The sequence below is a fragment of the Aquabacterium sp. genome, from assembly GCF_030652515.1.
GTDB lineage: Bacteria > Pseudomonadota > Gammaproteobacteria > Burkholderiales > Burkholderiaceae_C > Aquabacterium.
Genome location: NZ_JAUSAR010000132.1, coordinates 19,462 through 35,954 on the forward strand (window position 1 = coordinate 19,462; position 16,493 = coordinate 35,954).

Consider the following 16,493-nt stretch of genomic DNA (forward strand, 5'->3'; position numbering starts at 1 on the left):
GGAAAATGGCGATCTTTGCAAGGTACCCAGCATCGCCGCCCAATGCATAAGCTGTTTGCGCCGAGGCGATTACCGCGAGGGGAAATCGCTGCCGACATCTAGATGACCAGCACTTCCCGACGAGATAATGCAGCCACCCGTTGAGACCAGATGAGCACCTCGTGAAGCACGGATTATTTGGGTAGCTAAGTGGGTAGCTAGATGCAAAAATCAGCAAAATTAAGATAAAAACATCAATAAATTCAACGTTCTATAGAAATCATGCAACTCGCCACCTGGAACGTCAACTCCCTGACCGTGCGCCTGCCGCAATTGCTGGATTGGTTGGCCGCCAACCCCGTGGAGGTCATCGTCCTGCAGGAAACCAAGCAGACCGACGACAAGTTCCCCTTGGCAGAATTGGCCGCCGCCGGTTACCAGGCGCATTGCTTCGGCCAGAAGACCTACAACGGCGTGGCCCTGCTGACCCGCGACAGTGTGGACAGCACCACAGTGCTCAAGAACATCCCTGGCTTCGATGACGACCAAGCCCGCGTGATCGTCGGCACCGTGGCCCACGCCACCTTGGGATCGATCCGAGTGGTGGGCGGCTACTTCCCCAACGGCCAGGCACCCGACAGCGACAAATTCGTCTACAAGATGCGCTGGCTGGAAGCGCTCAACCAGTTTCTGAAGCAGGAGCTGCTCACGCACCCCCACTTGGTCTTGATGGGCGACTTCAACATCGCGCCCACCGATGCCGACGTGTACGACCCCGTCGCCTGGGCAGGGCAGATCCATTGCACGCCGCAAGAGCGCGAGCATTTTCAAAGGCTGGTGGGATTGGGCATGATTGACGCGTTCAGGCTGTTCGATCAGCCACCCAAGCCCTGGAGCTGGTGGGACTACCGCAACCTGGCCTTCCGCAAGAACCAGGGTTTGCGCATCGACCACATCCTGGTCAGCGATGCACTCAAGCCGCACGTCACGGCGTGCCTGATCGACAAGGTGCCTCGCAAGAACGAGCGCCCCAGCGACCACGCGCCGGTGATCCTCACGCTGGGCTGATCAGCCTTCCAGAAAGCGTCGGAAGGGTGCCGGCAAGCCAATCGAGGCCAGCTCGGCCAAAGGCACCCAGCGGCCAGCGATGTCGGTGTCCGCGCCACTACCGTGCGGCATGGCAACGTCGTTCAAAGCCTGGGGGCTGACCGAACGCAGCGGGTGCAAACGCCAATCCAGGTGGGTCAGCACATGGTTGACGATCGGTTGCGCCTCGGGCGTGGGCAAGCCCAAAGCCTGTGCTGCCGCCAACAGAGCGGCCGCGCTGTCAAACAATGGCAGTGTCCACAAACTGGCCCACACGCCCTTGCCCGGGCGCTGCACCAACCACACGGAACCGCGGTACTCTACCCACAAGCACCAACTCTCACGCTTGCTGCGCTTGAGCTTGCGCGTCTTCACCGGGTAGGCCTCGGGCTCGCCCAACACGCGGGCCCGGCACAGATCGATCCAAGGGCACATCAGGCAGGATGGCTTGCGCTGCGTGCACACCGTCGCGCCCAGATCCATCAGCCCCTGCGTGTACGAAGGCATGTCCCTGCCCTGTCGCGGCAAGACCGCCGCAGCGGCTTGCCACAACGCTTTTTCGTTGGCCGACATGGCCAGGTCCTGGCCCCAGGCCATGACCCGCGTCAGCACGCGTTTGACATTGCCATCCAGGATGGTGGCGCGCTCGTCAAAACAGAAAGACGCGATGGCCGCCGCCGTCGAGCGGCCAATGCCTGGCAAGGTCTCCAGCAATTCAGCGGTGGCCGGGAACTGGCCGCCATGCTCGATCATCACCGCTTGCGCGCACTTGTGCAGGTTGCGGGCGCGGGTGTAGTAACCCAGCCCGGCCCACAGGGTCAGCACGTCGTCAAGCGGCGCTGCGGCAAGTGAGGCCACATCCGGAAAGCGTGCCAAGAAGCGGTCAAAGTACACCAGCACGGTGCTGACCTGGGTCTGCTGCAACATGATCTCGGACAGCCAGACCAGGTAGGGGTCACGCACGCCCTGCCATGGCAAATGGTGCCGCCCCTCCTGGCGCTGCCAGGCCACGAGGCGGTCCGCCAGGTCAGGATTGAGCGCCTGGGCCCGTTGCTGCAACTCGTGTGAAGAATCGGACATCAACAAGGTGGCGGCCTTGGTAGCCTGCCGCGTCATGCGCCTTGCGACACCTCGTCAGCGCCTGACAAGTTCAGCGAAATGGGCTCGATGTGTGCGGCCTTCAGATACTCGGACACGGAGGCATGGCCCTCGTGGCCTGCCAGCACCACCTCTGATTGCGCTTGCGCCACCAGCTCTTCGATCAGCGTGTTCAAGCGCGTCTGCAACTGCAGCACGCGCTCGTCTTGCGCCTGGACCTCTTGCAGGCGCGTGTCCAGCTCATTGGAGGCCGACTGGATGCGGTCCAGCGACTCATAACGGCGCTTGAAATTGCGGCGGCGCTCACGCAGCTGGCTGTCGACCTGGGCCGATGCCGTCTTGTTCCACAGTTCGATGTCGTTGCTGACGGTCTCGAACACCACGCGCAGGCGCGAGATCAGCATGCGGCGGAACTGCTCCTGGAAACCCGGCTGGGCCAGGCGGAAAGCCTGACTCAAGCCCAGGTACTGCACGTAATTGCGCTCGATCAGGGTCAGGTCGTCGGTGTACTTGCGCACATCCAGCTGCTGCTCGGCCAACAAGCTGAAGCCGAACTCGGCATTGAGCTTGGCGAACGAGGCCACCAGCATCGAATGGGTTTCGTCATTGCGCTGCTGGGCTTGCTCGATCAGCAAGCGCAAACGCCCACACAAATCCACAAAGGCCTTCTTGGCGCCCAGTGGCAGCCATGACCCCCCCAGCACCTGCCCCAGCACATCGACTTCCTGGCGCAAACGGTCGGACGACAAATCGTGCAAGGCGGCTTTGAGCATGCGCGAATGCACGCTGCGCATGGCCGACAAGCGGGCCGTGCATTGCTCGAACTCGGTGGCTTCGGCTTGCACGCGCTGCAGCATCAACTGAACCTTGCCCGTGCTCTTGCCGCGCAAACCGCGCAACTCCAGCAATTGCTCGGCATGCTGACGGCGCAACTCGCCAAACCGGCGACCCAACTGCGACTGAAACTGGCGCGCGCCATCGATGGCCGAATCGGCCAGCATCTGACGGCGCTTGGGCAGCAGGCCTTCCGACAAGGCAGTCTCGAACGACTCCAAGCGGCTGGCGCGCAGGCCATCGGCATCACCACCCAGGCGGGCCGCCAAAGCTTGGCGGGCCGAAATCGGGAACACGTGCTCGGGCGGGATTTCCAGCGTTTGAGCCACGCTTTCGCACTGGCGCACGATCACGTCTTCCACTTGCTGAGGCGTGCTCAACGGGTCCGACAAGGAATCGATTTTGTTCAGCGCAACGAAACGCGCCAGCGCTGGGCCACAGAGGTGGTCGCGCCAGATGCTCAGGTCAGACTTGGTGACACCGGTGTCAGCCCCCAGGATGAACACCGTGGCATGCGCCTGCGGCAGCAGCCCCAGCGTCAATTCAGGTTCGGTGCCGATGGCGTTCAAGCCAGGTGTGTCCAGCACCACCAGCCCGCGCTTGAGCAAAGGATGCGGCAGGTTGATGCGGGCATGGCGCCACACCGGCACCTCGACCTTGTCGCCGTCTTGCAAAGGGGGGTTATCTTCAACGCGCTCGTCGTCCCAGAAACCCAGCAGCTTGGCTTCTTCCTGGCTGACCAGGCGTGTGCGCACCACCTCGCCCAGGGCCTGCGCCATGCCTTCGGGGTTGCTCAGGTCTAGCGCGATGTGGGTCCAGGCCTGGGGCTGAAGCCGGAACTCGGCCAGAGAAGCCGCCTCAAGGCGGGTGTCAATCGGCAGCAGGGACAAACCGACCGGATCGTGCGCGTCGTAGCCCAACTCCACCGGGCACATGGTGGTGCGGCCAGCCGAGGCCGGCATCATGCGCCGCCCCTTGTCAGAGAAGAAGATGGCGTTGATCAGCTCAGACTTGCCGCGCGAGAACTCGGCCACGAAGGCCACCATGAGTTTTTCGCCAGACAGGCGATGCCGCATGGCTTCAAACCACTCCGCCGACGCCTCATTGAGCAAATCCTGCTCACGCGCAAAGCGGGCCAAGTCAGCAAGCTTGGCATCGGTGGCAACACGCCACTGTCCCAGGGCATCCAGGTTACTGGCGAAGGTAGGCATCATGGGAGTCCATCCTAGCGCAAGGCCAGCAATGTAAAGTGGTGAAAAGGACGCCTGTAACCGCGCCTTACTATTTTTTCTGGCAAACCGGGCAAAAGAACGTGGAGCGTTGCCCTTGAACCATTCGGCGCACGGGCGTTGCGCAGGTCCGGCACGGCTCGCCTTCCCGGCCATACACGCGGGTGCTGAGCTGAAAATGGCCTTGGCTGCCGTAGGCATCCTTGAAGTCCCGCAGGCTGGAGCCGCCCATCGCCAGCGCCTGGCGCAACACCTCCTGCACTGCCAGCACCAGCCGATCGCACCGGGGCCGACTGACCCGGCCCGCCTCCAGTTGCGGGCTGATGCCCGCCATGAACAGGGCCTCGCAGGCGTAGATATTGCCCGCCCCGACCACGATGTCGCCCGCCAGCAAAGCCTGCTTGATGGACACCTTGCGCCCTTTCAGGCGCTGGTGCAGGTAGGCCCCAGTCATGGCTTCGTCAAAGGGCTCCAACCCCAAACCGGCCAGCAGGCGCGCGGGCAGCCCTGAGGTCATGGAAGCGCCCCACACCACCGCACCAAAACGACGCGGATCGGTCAGCCGCAGCAAACCCGCCGTGGTGTCCAACTCGAAATGATCGTGAGGCCCGGAAGGCGCCAGCGACTTGGCAAAGGTCAAGGCGCCTGACATGCCCAGGTGCACCAGCAAGCCTTCGGGCGGTTTGTCAGCACCACCGACCAAACTCAGCGGCACCCACAAATATTTACCCCGGCGCAACACGGGCCCCACCTTGGCGCCCTCCAATCGACCGGGATCACACCCCAAGGGCCAACGCAGGGGTTTGCCCATGCGAAGTGACAAAACCTGGGCGCCCAGAATCCGGGATGCAAAACTCTGGCGGGTGACTTCAACCTCGGGCAATTCGGGCATGGGCCGCATTATCGATGCCGTATCAATAGAATGGCCACAAACACGGAGAGTTCATGCCTGCACTGACTGCCACCAAGCTTCCCCACTCCTTGAAAGCCCTCGGCCAGGCCTTGGCCCTGAGCGGGCTGTTGCTGGGCGGCCCCAACCTGTCCTGGGCGGCAGATGCTGCGTCCACCGCAGAGACCGCGCCCGCGCCCGCATTTCAGAACTCCCGCATGGACGGGGCCTTGTTCTACCAAACCCTGGTGAGCGAGGTTCAGGCGCGCAGCGGCAACGTCGGGTCGGCCTATCAGATTTATCTGGAACTGGCGCGCAAGCACCGCAATCCGGAACTCTTCAAACGCGCGGTCGAGATCGCCCTTCAAGCCCGCGCGGGCGAAGAGGCCCTGACGGCAGCCAAAGCCTGGCGTCAGGTTTCCCCTCACTCCAAAGAGGCGGCCGAGTTCACCGTGCAGATTTTGCTGGCGCTGGGCCGAAGCAAAGAACTGGTCGATCCGCTCAAATCACTCATCCAGCTCAGCCCCACCCCGCAGCAACCCCTGATGATTGCCTCGCTGCCCCGCTCGCTGGCCCGATTGGCCGACCGCCGGGCCGCCGCGCAAGTGATTGATGAAGTCACCCAACCATGGCGCCAGCGCCAGCCCGCACTGGCCGAAGCCTGGGTGGCCAGTGGCGAAGGCTGGCTCGCCGCCAAAGACACCGCAAAAGCATTCGAAGCCGCCAAGAAGGCCAAAGCGCTGCAGCCTCAAAGCCTCGGGGCCGGCTTGTTGGCCATCAACCTGATGGAAGAGGCCCCCGGCGCCGAAGACCTGATCCGAGAGCAACTCGCGCGCAGCGACGCCCCCAAGCTGCTGCGCCTGGCCTATGCGCGCAAGCTGGCAGGCTTGCAGCGCATGGACGAGGCCGCCGAGCAACTGGACAGCGTGGTCCAGGCTCAACCTGAGCAGATCAGCGCCTGGCTGACCTTGGCCGCCGTGCGCCTGGAGCTGCGCCAGCCAGACCTGGCCGAGGTGGCCCTGCAGCGTTTCCTGGCACTGAAAAAACAAACGCCTGACAAGTCAGCCGCTGTGGAGGGCAAATCGGCCACGCTTGATCAGGCACAGGTGGCCCTGGACGCCGACACCAGCGAAGAGCAGGCCTACACCCTGCTGGCCCAGGTCGAGGAGCAACGCGGTAACTGGCAAGCCGCCCTGGCATGGCTGCAACGCGTTGAAAAATCCGACGACAGCCTGCTCATCCAGAGCCAGCGCGCCAAGCTCATGGCCAAGCAAGGCAAACTGAAGGAAGGCCGCGCCCTGATCCGCGCCATGCCGGAGAGCGAACCACGCGATGCCCTGGCCAAATTGCAAGCCGAAACCCAGCTGCTGCGCGACCTCAACGAATGGGACGCCGCCTACAGCGTGATGGCCGAGGCCAACCAACGCTTCCCGGACGACGCCGATCTGCTCTACGAGCAGGCCATGCTGGCCGAGCACCTGCAAAGGTACGACGAGATGGAAAAGATGTTGCGGCGGGCCATCGAGCTCAAACCCGACAACCCCAATTCGTACAATGCTCTGGGCTACAGCTTGGCCGACCGCAACCTGCGCCTGGATGAAGCCCGCATCCTGATCCGCAAGGCCCTGGAACTGCGCCCCGGTGACCCCTTCATCACCGACAGCCTGGGCTGGCTGGAGTTCCGAAGCGGTCGGATCCCCGAGGCCCTGGTGTTGCTGCGCCAAGCCTACCAAGCACGCCCCGATGCTGAAATCGCCGCCCACCTGGGCGAAGTGATGTGGGCGCAAGGCGAACGCGACGAAGCCATCAAGATCTGGCGCAAGGCCCAGGCACGCGACGCCAAGAACGAGTCCTTGCTCGACACCATCAAGCGCCTGCAAGTCCAGCTGTGATCCCGAAACGTGCCTGGATCGCCGCCGCGCTGCTGGCCTGCCTGAGCGCCTGCTCGCAATTCCCGGCGCGGCCGTCCGACGCTGCACGACAGTCCACGTCGGCAGACCAACTGGCCTTGCAAGGCCAGCTCAGCGTCAAGCTGCAAGCATTTCAAGGCCAGGAAGCCAAAGGCCTGAGCATGGGCTTCTTCTTCAATGGGGGACCGCAAGGTGGCCAACTGGACCTGATGACCCCCATGGGCAGCCAGGTGGCCCGCGTGCATTGGACCGACGCGGACGCCTGGCTGCAAACCGACCAGGGCAACCGGCACTTCGACACCCTGGGCGAACTCAGCCAGGAGGTGCTGGGCGAACCCTTGCCCCTGGCCGCCTTGATGCACTGGGTGCAAGGCAGACCTGCCCCCGGCCTGCCCGACCCCATCAATACCCAAGCCAAATCGTTCGAGCAAAGCGGCTGGCAAATCGACACCACCGAGATCGGCATCGGACGACTCATCGCCCAGCGCCCTGCCAGCACCACGCTGCGTGGCATCACCGTTCGAATCCGGCTCGACCGCTGACACCACCATGCCCAGCCTGCACAACCTGGCCGCGCCCGCCAAGCTCAACCTCTTCCTGCACATCACAGGCAGGCGTGATGACGGTTACCACCTGCTGCAATCAGTGTTCGTGTTGATCGACTGGGCCGACACCCTGCACATCGACACCCGCGACGATGGCCAATTGCAGCGGCACGACCTGGGCCCGGCCTTGCCCACCGATGACCTCTGCCTGCGCGCTGCACGCTTGCTCCAGAAGGAAAGCGGCACCTCGCAAGGCGCCGATATCCACATCGACAAACAGGTGCCGTGGGGCGCTGGCATGGGCGGCGGCAGTTCCGACGCGGCCACCGTGCTGCTGGCATTGAACCAACTGTGGGGCCTGCACTGGCACCGCGATCGGCTGGCCGAGCTGGCCGTTCAACTGGGCGCCGACGTGCCTTTTTTCATCCACGGCCACAACGCCTGGGTCGAGGGCATCGGCGAGCAGATCATGCCCATCGCCCTGCCCGCCGAGTTGATCAGCACCCCCTTGGCGGTACTGAAACCCCCTGTGGTTGTGCCGACACAGGCCATTTTTGCCAGCCCGCACCTTTCCCGCGACACCGAAGCTGCTACAATTTCGCTCTTTCTTGCAGCGCCCAAGTGCTTTGGCCGCAACGACTTGCAAGCTCCCGCAGAGCGCTACAACAGTCAGATCAACCAGGCACTTGAGATCATGCAGAGACGCTTCGGCAACAGTCGCATGACAGGTTCCGGCAGCGCGGTGTTCTCCTGGTTGGAGGCGCCCGCAACCAACCAGTCATTCACGCCTGCTGACGTGTCCCTGGATGATCCCTCATGGGCCGGACGCCTCTGCCGCGTTCTGGGTCGCCACCCGCTGTTTGATGCTTTGACCTGATTTTTTTCAGCGTCATGCACAAACAGCGAAAAAAACCCAAGAACTTGCGGCAGTCGCAAAAAACCGGCTATACTGTGAGGCTTCTCGCATGAGAGAACAAGCTACCGGTTTCGGTGATCTTCCCTGAAAAGCGAAGGCCACCGGATCCCGTGTAGGGGAGTCGCCAAGTTGGTTAAGGCATCGGATTTTGATTCCGACATGCGAAGGTTCGAATCCTTCTTCCCCTGCCAGAATTTCTTCAGTACGTTCTCAAGAACGCACGCACATTGCCCGTCACCTCCGCCTGCGGCTGACCGTTCAGCCGCACCGATCAAGGGCAAGGCGCATGGGCAAGATGCAATTTCACCGCCGTCTGCCGCCCATGCTATCCGACACCGTCCTGTTCACTGGCAACTCCAATCCGGCGCTTGCCCAAGAAATCGCCTCGCACCTGGGTGCCGAGCTGGGCAAGGCCGCCGTTGGCAGCTTCTCGGATGGTGAAACCACGGTCGAGATCCAGCAAAACGTGCGTGGCCGCGAAGTCTTCGTGGTGCAGTCCACCTGCGCCCCGACCAACGACCACCTGATGGAGTTGTGCATCATGGTCGACGCGCTCAAGCGCGCCTCGGCCCAACGCATCACCGCCGTCATCCCTTACTACGGCTACGCCCGCCAGGATCGCCGTCCGCGCTCTACCCGCGTGGCCATCTCGGCCCGCGTCGTGGCCAACATGCTGGAAGCCGTGGGCGTCAACCGCCTGTTGACCATGGACCTGCACGCCGACCAGATCCAGGGCTTCTTCAACATCCCGGTCGACAACATCTACGCGTCGCCCGTGTTGCTGTCCGACCTGCAATCCAAGGGTTACGACGACCTGGTCGTGGTGTCGCCCGACGTGGGCGGCGTGGTCCGCGCCCGTGCGCTGGCCAAGCAACTGGGTTGCGACCTGGCCATCATCGACAAGCGCCGCCCCAAGGCCAATGTCTCTGAAGTGATGCACGTCATTGGCGAGATCGATGGCCGCAACTGCGTGATCATGGACGACATGATCGACACCGCCGGCACCTTGGTCAAAGCGGCTGAAGTGTTGAAGGAGCGCGGCGCCAAGAACGTCTACGCGTATTGCACGCACCCCGTGTTCTCTGGCCAGGCCATTGAACGCATCAAGAATTCGCAGCTCGACGAAGTCGTCATCGCCAACACCATTCCCCTGAATGATGCCGGCAAGGAGTGCAAGAAGATCCGCCAACTGTCGGCCGCCTTCCTGTTCGCCGAAACGATTCGCCGCATCTCCGATGGTGACTCGGTCACCTCCCTCTTCTCGGAGCAGAACAACAACTTCTGATCCGACTTTCCTGACCGCCCGGGGCGCAAGCCTGAAGGTGGTCTTTTTCCCAAGCGCCTGGTCGCGGGCGCTTTATCCATACTGGAGTTATCCATGAAATTCACCGCTTTTGAGCGTAGTCTGCAGGGGACCGGAGCGAGCCGCCGCCTGCGTCTCGTCGGCAAAGTTCCTGGCATCGTTTACGGTGCTGGCGAAGCCACCACGATCGAAGTCGATCACAACGCGCTGTACCACGCCATGCGCAAGGAAGCCTTCCACTCGTCCATCCTCGAGATGGAACTGGCTGGCAACGTGCAAAAGGTTCTGCTGCGTGATTACCAGCTGCACCCTTACAAGCAACAAGTGCTGCACGTGGACTTCCAACGTGTTGATGCCACCACGCGCATCCACAAGAAGATCCCCCTGCACTTCATCAATGAAGCTGAAGCACCTGCGGTCAAGATCGACAAGTGCACCATCACGCACGTGGTGAGCGAGCTGGAAGTGGAATGCCTGGCCGAGCAATTGCCTGAGCACCTGACCATCGACCTGATCGCCATGGTCAAGGGTCAAACGCTGCACCTGGACGACGTCGACTTCGGCGCTGGCATCAAGGTGTTGACGCACGGCCGCAAGAACCCCGCCATCGCAACCGTGGTTGAGCCCGTGGCTGAAGAAATCATCGCCGCCCCTGTGGCCGCAGCTGAACCCGCCAAGGGCAAGAAGGGCAAGAAGTAATCTTCTTGGTCTCTTGAACAAAAAGCCCCGTCAAGCCCCGCTTTGGCGGGGCTTTTCTTTTGGACAAGCCCCCTTCATCATCGCAACCCATCATGATTCGACTGTTTGTTGGCCTGGGCAACCCCGGCCCTGAATACGAAGACACCCGCCACAACGCCGGCTTCTGGTGGATCGACTCGTTGGCACGCCGCTTGAACGTCAACCTGGTGGCTGACCGCAGTTACCACGGCTTCGTCGCGCGCGCCAACCTGCCCGGCGGGCCGGTGTGGCTGCTGCAACCGCAAACCTACATGAATGTTTCGGGCAAGTCGGTGGCGGCCCTGGCCAAGTTCTTCAAGATCCTGCCCAGCGAGATCCTGGTGGCGCACGATGAACTCGACCTGCTGCCTGGCCAGGTCAAACTCAAGAACAGTGGTGGCCACGCCGGTCACAACGGCCTGCGAGACATCCACGCGCAGTTGGGCTCGCCTGAATACTGGCGGCTTCGCCTGGGCATTGGCCACCCCGGCATCAAGACCGAGGTGGCGGCCTATGTGCTGCGCAAGCCACCTCAAGCCGAACGCCAGGCCATCGACAAATGCATCGCCCAGGCCCTGGATGCCACCGAGGCGTTCATCGCGGGAGACATGGCCAAGGCCACCTTGCTGGTGCATGCCCAACCGCCCAGGCCCAAGCCACCCAGGCCGCCGCTCGCGCCACCGGTGAGCGAACCCAAGCCCGACTAAGCCGCAACAAACATCATTAAAAAAACAGGGAGAAACACATGCTCAAAGATTGGAGCAGCACAGGCCGCGCGCACCATTGGCCCGCGATGCTGGCCACCACGCTGTGGCTGGCGGGCACGTGCGCACAAGCCACCACCACCTACCGTTGCGAGTCGCTCACCGGGGTGCGCTACCAGCATCAAGCCTGCGATGGTGGGCGTGCTGTGGATGTGATTGATCACCGCACCAAGGCGCAACAACAGCACACCACCCAGGCCACGCAGACCACCGCGAAGCTGGGCAAGCAGTTGGAACGCGAACGACGCCGCCAGGAAAAGGCATCAAAAGGGCAACGTCCCATCGCCATGGACGACCCCAGCAAACGCCAACCCAAGTGGACCAGCCCTTCAACGCAAGGTCAAACCTTGAAGCGACCGCGCCCCTTCACCGTCAAAGTGCCCAAGGACAAGGGCAAATCGGCCAAATCAAGCTGAAGGATTGGAGAAAGCTTTGGCCTGAGCAGCCAGCCCTTGCAGGAGTTTGTACTTCGCCATCAACTGCTCGGCTGACTCTGCATGGAGTGGATCAAGCGGGATGCACTCCACCGGGCAGACCTGAACGCATTGAGGCTCGCCAAAGTGACCCACACACTCGGTGCAGCGGGCTGGGTCGATCACATAGATGGATTCGCCCATCGAAATGGCCTGGTTCGGGCATTCCGGTTCACACACATCGCAATTGATGCATTCGTCGGTGATCTTCAGGGCCATCGCTCAGGCGCCTCTCATGCGCCGACCTGCGAGGCCACAACGCGGGCCTTGAGTCGCTCCAGAACACTGGGCGCCACGAACTTGGACACGTCGCCACCCAGCATGGCGATTTCGCGCACGAAGGTGCCCGACACGAACTGGTATTGATCGGACGGGGTCAGGAACAGCGTTTCCACGTCGGGCATCAATTGGCGGTTCATGCCGGCCATCTGGAATTCGTATTCAAAGTCACTGACCGCGCGCAGGCCCCGCACCACCACCTTGCCGTCGTGGCCCACCACGAAGTCGCGCAGCAGGCCGGCAAAGGCGATCACCTCGACGTTGGGATGCTTGGACGCCAGTTCCTGCGCCATGGACAGGCGCTCTTCAACGCTGAACATGGTGCGCTTGTGGTGGCCCGCCGCGACCGCCACGATGAGCCGATCGAACAAGCGGGCCGCGCGACGCATCAGGTCGGCATGACCCAGGGTCATGGGGTCGAAAGTGCCTGGGTAGACAGCGGTCAGGGGCGAAGATGAAGGCATCGGCGCGGTCAATGTCAGAACCAAAGGGTGTCAGTTTAGTCGCCAGCGGCTGGCCGCGACACGCCCACACCACCTTCCACACGCTGAAAAAGGTGATAGTGCACCGCACCGGCACGGCCTTGCCGGTGAACACGCAGGCCGGGCACCGCCCCAACAGGGTCGGTCGCGTCCGAAAAAGGCGCAGGTGCCTCAAGGTAAATCCAGCCGCCTTCGGGCACGCAGCGGCAGGCGGTCAGCAAGGCTTGTTCAAACAGGCCAGCGTCAAAAGGCGGGTCCAGCAAGACCAGGTCAAAGCCGGGCGCTGTGCCTGAGAGGCGGGCCATCCAGGTCAACGCATCGGCCTGCACGATCTGAACTTGTTCGGCCGCCAGCTTGGCCTGGGTGGCGCGCAGCGACTTGACCAGCACGGCCTCCCGCTCCAGCAGGCACACCGATTCGGCCCCCCGAGAGGCCGCCTCGAAACCCAAGGCGCCGGTACCGGCAAAGGCGTCCAGCACGCGCCAGCCAGACAGGTCCTGGCCCAGCCAGTTGAACAAGGTCTCGCGCACGCGGCTGGGCGTGGGGCGCAAACCAGCGACCACGGGCACGGCCAAAGGGGTGCGCTTCCATCGCCCCCCAATCAGACGCACCTCTTGCGCCGCGTGTGAGGCCACTTTCTCAGCCGCCTTCAGCGCCACACCAGATGGGCTGGCGGTTGACTTGCTGGACGGGGCGGTGCGGGCTGAACGAGGTGGCTTCATCAAAAAGAGGTCCGTGGGAAAGCCCCGATTGTAGAAACCCCCACCCTACAATCCCAGCATGTTCAGTTTCATCAAGAAAAAGCTGGGCCTGGGCGGCAGCCCCGCGCCAGCAGACCCACCCGCCGCCCTGGCTCCCGAGACACGCGCTGCACCCGTTGCCGCGCCTGCCAGTGCACCTGTGCTTGCAGCCCCCCCCTCGGCGCTCGTCACACCACCAGTGCCCACGCCCGTCAAACCCGCCCCGGAGCCCGTGGTGGAGCGCCGCTCGTGGATGGACAAGCTCAAGGCGGGATTGCGCAAGACCAGTTCCAGCATTTCGCAGGTCTTCACGGGCACGCAGATCGACGATGCGCTGTACGAAGAACTGGAAGCCGCCTTGCTGATGGCCGATGCTGGCGTGGCTGCGACCGAGCACTTGCTGGCCGACCTCAAACGCCGCGTCAAGGAGGCCAAAGCGAGCGATCCTGCGGCCGTGAAGGTTTTGCTGATCGAGGCCATCACCGAGCTGCTCAAACCGCTGGAGCAATCGCTGGCCGTGGGCCAACACACGCCCACCGTGATCATGGTGGCGGGGGTGAATGGCGCCGGCAAGACCACCACCATCGGCAAGCTCACCCGCCACCTCAGCGACTCCAACCAGCGCGTGCTGCTGGCCGCCGCCGACACCTTCCGCGCCGCCGCGCGCGAACAGTTGCTGGTGTGGGCCGACCGCAATCGCGTGGACATCGTCAGCCAGGAGAATGGCGACCCCGCAGCGGTGACTTTCGATGCCGTGCAGGCAGGGCGTGCGCGCGGTTGCGACGTGGTCATTGCCGACACGGCCGGACGCCTGGCCACCCAACTCCATTTGATGGACGAGTTGCGCAAGGTCAAGCGCGTGATCGGCAAGGCCATGGACGGTGCCCCCCACGAGGTCTTGCTCGTGGTCGATGGCAACACGGGCCAGAACGCGCTCTCTCAGGTCAAGGCATTTGACGAGGCGCTGGGCCTGACGGGCTTGGTGGTGACCAAGCTGGACGGCACGGCCAAAGGCGGCGTGCTGGCCGCCATTGCGCTGTGGTCACGCGGCCGCCCGGGTGGGGCGGTGCCGGTGTACTTCGTGGGCGTGGGTGAAAAGCTGGAAGACCTGCAGACCTTCAATGCACGCGAGTTCGCTCAGGCCTTGCTGACCTGATACCGCGGCACCTCAGTGCCGCGACGACGTGGAAGCCTCTTCCAGTGGAACGGGGCTGGACTCCAGGTCATCGAACCAGGTTGATGGCGGCGGCTCTTTGCGCTCGGCTTCGTCGTCGGCAAAATCATCCGGGTTGAAGTCGTTGTCGTTTTCATTGACGGACATGCCATGCATGGCGCCCGCTGATTGCATGGAAGCAACCACCGCCGCGGCCTCCGCACTGCGCCGTGTCTGGCTGTTGGTGCCGACCGGCCGCTTGGGCATGGTCAAGGCCGCGCCCAGCACGGCTTCGCGGGCCACAGCAGGGCCAGGCAAGGCCCCTTCCAGCCACACATACACGGGGATGCCGGCGGCAGCCAGCACGCGGTCCATGCGGGCATGGCGGCGCACGGTGCGCGGCTTTTCCTGTTTGACTGGCTGGCGCAACTCGACCACGGCGATCACCTGGGACGAGTCGTCGCACACCACCAGGTCGGCGCAGATGGAACCCACGCGGCGCAACCACTCGCTGTAGGAGTTGCGCGTGGGCACGCGCAGAAACCGGGCCAAGGGCACCTGCGCCAGCACCATGTGATCAGGCAGAGCCTTGCGCAAAACGTGATAAGCCTCACGCTCTGACCGGGTCAGGACCCGCGTCGCGGTGGGGCTCCAGGCCGCCAGGGTGTCACCCGCCTCGACAGAAGAGGTGCCTGCAACGCGCCGCTGCGATTTGGGCGCGCCACGGCGCGACCTCAGCACCAGCCCCACTCCGCACAAACCCACCAAAACCAAAATAGCCAGAACAGCTGGCCACCATGCATTCAAAACTGCCATTGAAACCATCCACGCCCGAAAAACCAATCGACACCAGCCCGATCAAACAGGCCCCATCGACAACATCGGCACATGGCCGGCATGACTCAAGTGGAAAGTACCAGTCTGGGCATCACGGGTCAATGCGGGCTTGCGGTCAATGCGGTGACAAAGCGTTTCAAACGTAGGCGGCGGTGTTGCGCCCGCCAGCACCTGTCAGCGCCCACCCATGCCCGGCATGCCCTTCATCCCGCCCATGCGCTTCATCATCTTCATCAGGCCGCCGCCCTTCATTTTCTTCATCATCTGGCGCATCTGGTCAAACTGGTTGAGCATGCGGTTGACGTCCTGGATCTGCACGCCAGCACCCGTGGCGATGCGGCGCTTGCGGCTGGCCTTGCTCTTTCCATCCATCAGCAGCGCGGGCTTCTTGCGCTCCAGCTTGGTCATCGCGTTGATCATGCCTTCCATGCGGCGCATGTCGCGCTCGGCTTTGTCCATGTCGGCGCCACCGGCCTTGCTGGCCAGTTCGGACGGAAGCTTGTCCATCAGGCCCGACAGGCCACCCATCTTCTTCATCTGGCTGAGCTGAGCCAGGAAGTCGTCCAGGTCAAAATCAACGCCGGATTTGACCTTGTCGGCCAGCTTCTGCGCCGCCGCCACGTCGACACCTTTGGTGACTTCTTCGACCAGCGCGACGATGTCGCCCATGCCCAGCACGCGGCCAGCATGGCGATCGGCGTCGAACACTTCCAGGCCGTCGATCTTTTCAGAAATGCCCGCGAATTTGATGGGCACGCCCGTGATCTGCCGGACCGACAGAGCCGCACCACCGCGTGAGTCGCCGTCCAGCTTGGTCAACACCACGCCGGTCAAGGGCAAGGCGTCCTTGAAGGCCTTGGCCGTGTTGATGGCGTCCTGGCCCTGCATGGCATCAACCACGAACAGGGTTTCAACCGGGTTGAGCAGGGCGTGCAGCTCCTTGATCTCGGCCATCAGCACTTCGTCGATGGCCAAGCGGCCTGCCGTGTCCACCAGCAGCACGTCGAAGAAATGCTTGCGCGCGTGATCGATGGCCGCCAACACAATGTCGCGTGGCTTTTGATCGGGGGTGGACGGGAACCATTCGGCGCCGGCCTGGCCCGTCACCATCTTGAGCTGCTCGATGGCGGCTGGACGGTACACGTCGGCGGAGACCGTCAGCACTTTCTTCTTGCGCTTTTCAATCAGGTGCTTGGCCAGCTTGGCCGTGGTCGTGGTCTTGCCCGCGCCTTGCAAGCCCGCCATCAGGATGATCGCGG

General features: G+C 63.0%; 17 protein-coding genes and 1 tRNA gene. 10 read left to right on the top strand and 8 right to left on the bottom strand.

Features of this window, described 5'->3' with window-relative positions:
- Positions 1–261 precede the first annotated feature (261 nt).
- Complete coding sequence (xth, locus tag Q7V20_RS15845) at positions 262–1,047, top strand: exodeoxyribonuclease III (protein WP_304793188.1); 786 nt, start codon at positions 262–264, stop codon at positions 1,045–1,047.
- Here xth and mutY read toward each other — a convergent pair whose 3' ends face one another.
- The 3 genes from mutY to mutM form a co-directional block, all read right to left on the bottom strand.
- Entirely contained in the window at positions 1,048–2,181 is a 1,134-nt protein-coding gene (gene mutY / locus Q7V20_RS15850) for an A/G-specific adenine glycosylase (RefSeq protein WP_370652484.1), read from the bottom strand. It abuts the gene before it with no gap.
- The gene (locus Q7V20_RS15855; RefSeq protein WP_304793192.1) at positions 2,178–4,211 is read right to left on the bottom strand and encodes a dynamin family protein; all 2,034 of its coding nucleotides are present in this window, start codon (positions 4,209–4,211) and stop codon (positions 2,178–2,180) included. Before Q7V20_RS15855 ends, mutY begins: the two co-directional genes overlap by 4 nt.
- Before the next feature lie 67 nt (positions 4,212–4,278).
- Entirely contained in the window at positions 4,279–5,118 is an 840-nt protein-coding gene (gene mutM / locus Q7V20_RS15860) for a bifunctional DNA-formamidopyrimidine glycosylase/DNA-(apurinic or apyrimidinic site) lyase (RefSeq protein ID WP_304793194.1), read from the bottom strand.
- 53 nt (positions 5,119–5,171) lie between these two features.
- Here mutM and Q7V20_RS15865 point away from each other — a divergent pair, with 53 nt between their 5' ends.
- From Q7V20_RS15865 to Q7V20_RS15900, 8 genes are all read left to right on the top strand, one after another.
- The gene (locus Q7V20_RS15865; protein ID WP_304793197.1) at positions 5,172–7,007 is read left to right on the top strand and encodes a tetratricopeptide repeat protein; all 1,836 of its coding nucleotides are present in this window, start codon (positions 5,172–5,174) and stop codon (positions 7,005–7,007) included.
- A complete protein-coding gene (locus Q7V20_RS15870; RefSeq protein ID WP_304793200.1) occupies positions 7,004–7,567 on the top strand; it encodes an outer membrane lipoprotein LolB in 564 nt (187 codons plus the stop codon). Before Q7V20_RS15865 ends, Q7V20_RS15870 begins: the two co-directional genes overlap by 4 nt.
- Positions 7,568–7,574: 7 nt before the next feature.
- The gene (ispE, locus tag Q7V20_RS15875; RefSeq protein ID WP_304793236.1) at positions 7,575–8,447 is read left to right on the top strand and encodes a 4-(cytidine 5'-diphospho)-2-C-methyl-D-erythritol kinase; all 873 of its coding nucleotides are present in this window, start codon (positions 7,575–7,577) and stop codon (positions 8,445–8,447) included.
- A gap of 153 nt (positions 8,448–8,600) precedes the next feature.
- Positions 8,601–8,677 (top strand) — tRNA-Gln (locus Q7V20_RS15880).
- A 131-nt stretch (positions 8,678–8,808) separates the two neighbouring features.
- Positions 8,809–9,771: a ribose-phosphate pyrophosphokinase gene (locus Q7V20_RS15885; RefSeq protein ID WP_230179354.1), complete on the top strand. Its 963-nt coding sequence runs from the start codon at positions 8,809–8,811 to the stop codon at positions 9,769–9,771.
- Between the two features lie 93 nt (positions 9,772–9,864).
- Positions 9,865–10,488, top strand: a complete 624-nt coding sequence (locus tag Q7V20_RS15890; RefSeq protein ID WP_304793203.1) for a 50S ribosomal protein L25/general stress protein Ctc — start codon at positions 9,865–9,867, stop codon at positions 10,486–10,488.
- 92 nt (positions 10,489–10,580) lie between these two features.
- Positions 10,581–11,213 carry an aminoacyl-tRNA hydrolase gene (gene pth / locus Q7V20_RS15895; RefSeq protein ID WP_304793206.1) on the top strand — a complete coding sequence of 211 codons (633 nt, stop codon included), beginning with the start codon at positions 10,581–10,583 and terminating at the stop codon, positions 11,211–11,213.
- 38 nt (positions 11,214–11,251) lie between these two features.
- Positions 11,252–11,686: a hypothetical protein gene (locus Q7V20_RS15900; protein WP_304793208.1), complete on the top strand. Its 435-nt coding sequence runs from the start codon at positions 11,252–11,254 to the stop codon at positions 11,684–11,686.
- On the opposite strand, the gene Q7V20_RS15905 is transcribed toward Q7V20_RS15900, so the two are convergent.
- Genes Q7V20_RS15905 through rsmD form a run of 3 tightly spaced genes read right to left on the bottom strand, consistent with a single transcriptional unit; the run spans position 11,678 to position 13,226 of the window.
- Positions 11,678–11,962, bottom strand: a complete 285-nt coding sequence (locus tag Q7V20_RS15905; RefSeq protein WP_304793212.1) for a YfhL family 4Fe-4S dicluster ferredoxin — start codon at positions 11,960–11,962, stop codon at positions 11,678–11,680. The genes Q7V20_RS15900 and Q7V20_RS15905 overlap by 9 nt on opposite strands.
- 14 nt (positions 11,963–11,976) lie before the next feature.
- Positions 11,977–12,486 carry a pantetheine-phosphate adenylyltransferase gene (gene coaD, locus Q7V20_RS15910; protein ID WP_304793215.1) on the bottom strand — a complete coding sequence of 170 codons (510 nt, stop codon included), beginning with the start codon at positions 12,484–12,486 and terminating at the stop codon, positions 11,977–11,979.
- A 35-nt stretch (positions 12,487–12,521) separates the two neighbouring features.
- On the bottom strand, positions 12,522–13,226 hold the full coding sequence (gene rsmD, locus Q7V20_RS15915; protein WP_304793218.1) for a 16S rRNA (guanine(966)-N(2))-methyltransferase RsmD: 705 nt from the start codon (positions 13,224–13,226) through the stop codon (positions 12,522–12,524).
- A 58-nt stretch (positions 13,227–13,284) separates the two neighbouring features.
- Between rsmD and ftsY the strand changes: the two genes are divergently transcribed.
- A complete protein-coding gene (gene ftsY, locus Q7V20_RS15920) occupies positions 13,285–14,400 on the top strand; it encodes a signal recognition particle-docking protein FtsY (RefSeq protein WP_304793221.1) in 1,116 nt (371 codons plus the stop codon).
- A gap of 12 nt (positions 14,401–14,412) precedes the next feature.
- Here ftsY and Q7V20_RS15925 read toward each other — a convergent pair whose 3' ends face one another.
- Entirely contained in the window at positions 14,413–15,138 is a 726-nt protein-coding gene (locus tag Q7V20_RS15925; protein ID WP_304793224.1) for a DUF2726 domain-containing protein, read from the bottom strand.
- 270 nt (positions 15,139–15,408) lie between these two features.
- On the bottom strand, positions 15,409–16,493 hold a 1,085-nt coding region (locus tag Q7V20_RS15930), incomplete at its 5' end, for a signal recognition particle protein (protein ID WP_304793227.1).

Coding starts and splice junctions, on each gene's coding strand:
- xth (WP_304793188.1), top strand. CDS start 262: ATGCAACTCGCCACCTGGAACGTCAACTCCCTGACCGTGCGCCTGCCG.
- mutY (WP_370652484.1), bottom strand. CDS start 2,181: ATGACGCGGCAGGCTACCAAGGCCGCCACCTTGTTGATGTCCGATTCT.
- Q7V20_RS15855 (WP_304793192.1), bottom strand. CDS start 4,211: ATGATGCCTACCTTCGCCAGTAACCTGGATGCCCTGGGACAGTGGCGT.
- mutM (WP_304793194.1), bottom strand. CDS start 5,118: ATGCCCGAATTGCCCGAGGTTGAAGTCACCCGCCAGAGTTTTGCATCC.
- Q7V20_RS15865 (WP_304793197.1), top strand. CDS start 5,172: ATGCCTGCACTGACTGCCACCAAGCTTCCCCACTCCTTGAAAGCCCTC.
- ispE (WP_304793236.1), top strand. CDS start 7,575: ATGCCCAGCCTGCACAACCTGGCCGCGCCCGCCAAGCTCAACCTCTTC.
- Q7V20_RS15885 (WP_230179354.1), top strand. CDS start 8,809: ATGCTATCCGACACCGTCCTGTTCACTGGCAACTCCAATCCGGCGCTT.
- Q7V20_RS15890 (WP_304793203.1), top strand. CDS start 9,865: ATGAAATTCACCGCTTTTGAGCGTAGTCTGCAGGGGACCGGAGCGAGC.
- pth (WP_304793206.1), top strand. CDS start 10,581: ATGATTCGACTGTTTGTTGGCCTGGGCAACCCCGGCCCTGAATACGAA.
- Q7V20_RS15900 (WP_304793208.1), top strand. CDS start 11,252: ATGCTCAAAGATTGGAGCAGCACAGGCCGCGCGCACCATTGGCCCGCG.
- Q7V20_RS15905 (WP_304793212.1), bottom strand. CDS start 11,962: ATGGCCCTGAAGATCACCGACGAATGCATCAATTGCGATGTGTGTGAA.
- coaD (WP_304793215.1), bottom strand. CDS start 12,486: ATGCCTTCATCTTCGCCCCTGACCGCTGTCTACCCAGGCACTTTCGAC.
- rsmD (WP_304793218.1), bottom strand. CDS start 13,226: ATGAAGCCACCTCGTTCAGCCCGCACCGCCCCGTCCAGCAAGTCAACC.
- ftsY (WP_304793221.1), top strand. CDS start 13,285: ATGTTCAGTTTCATCAAGAAAAAGCTGGGCCTGGGCGGCAGCCCCGCG.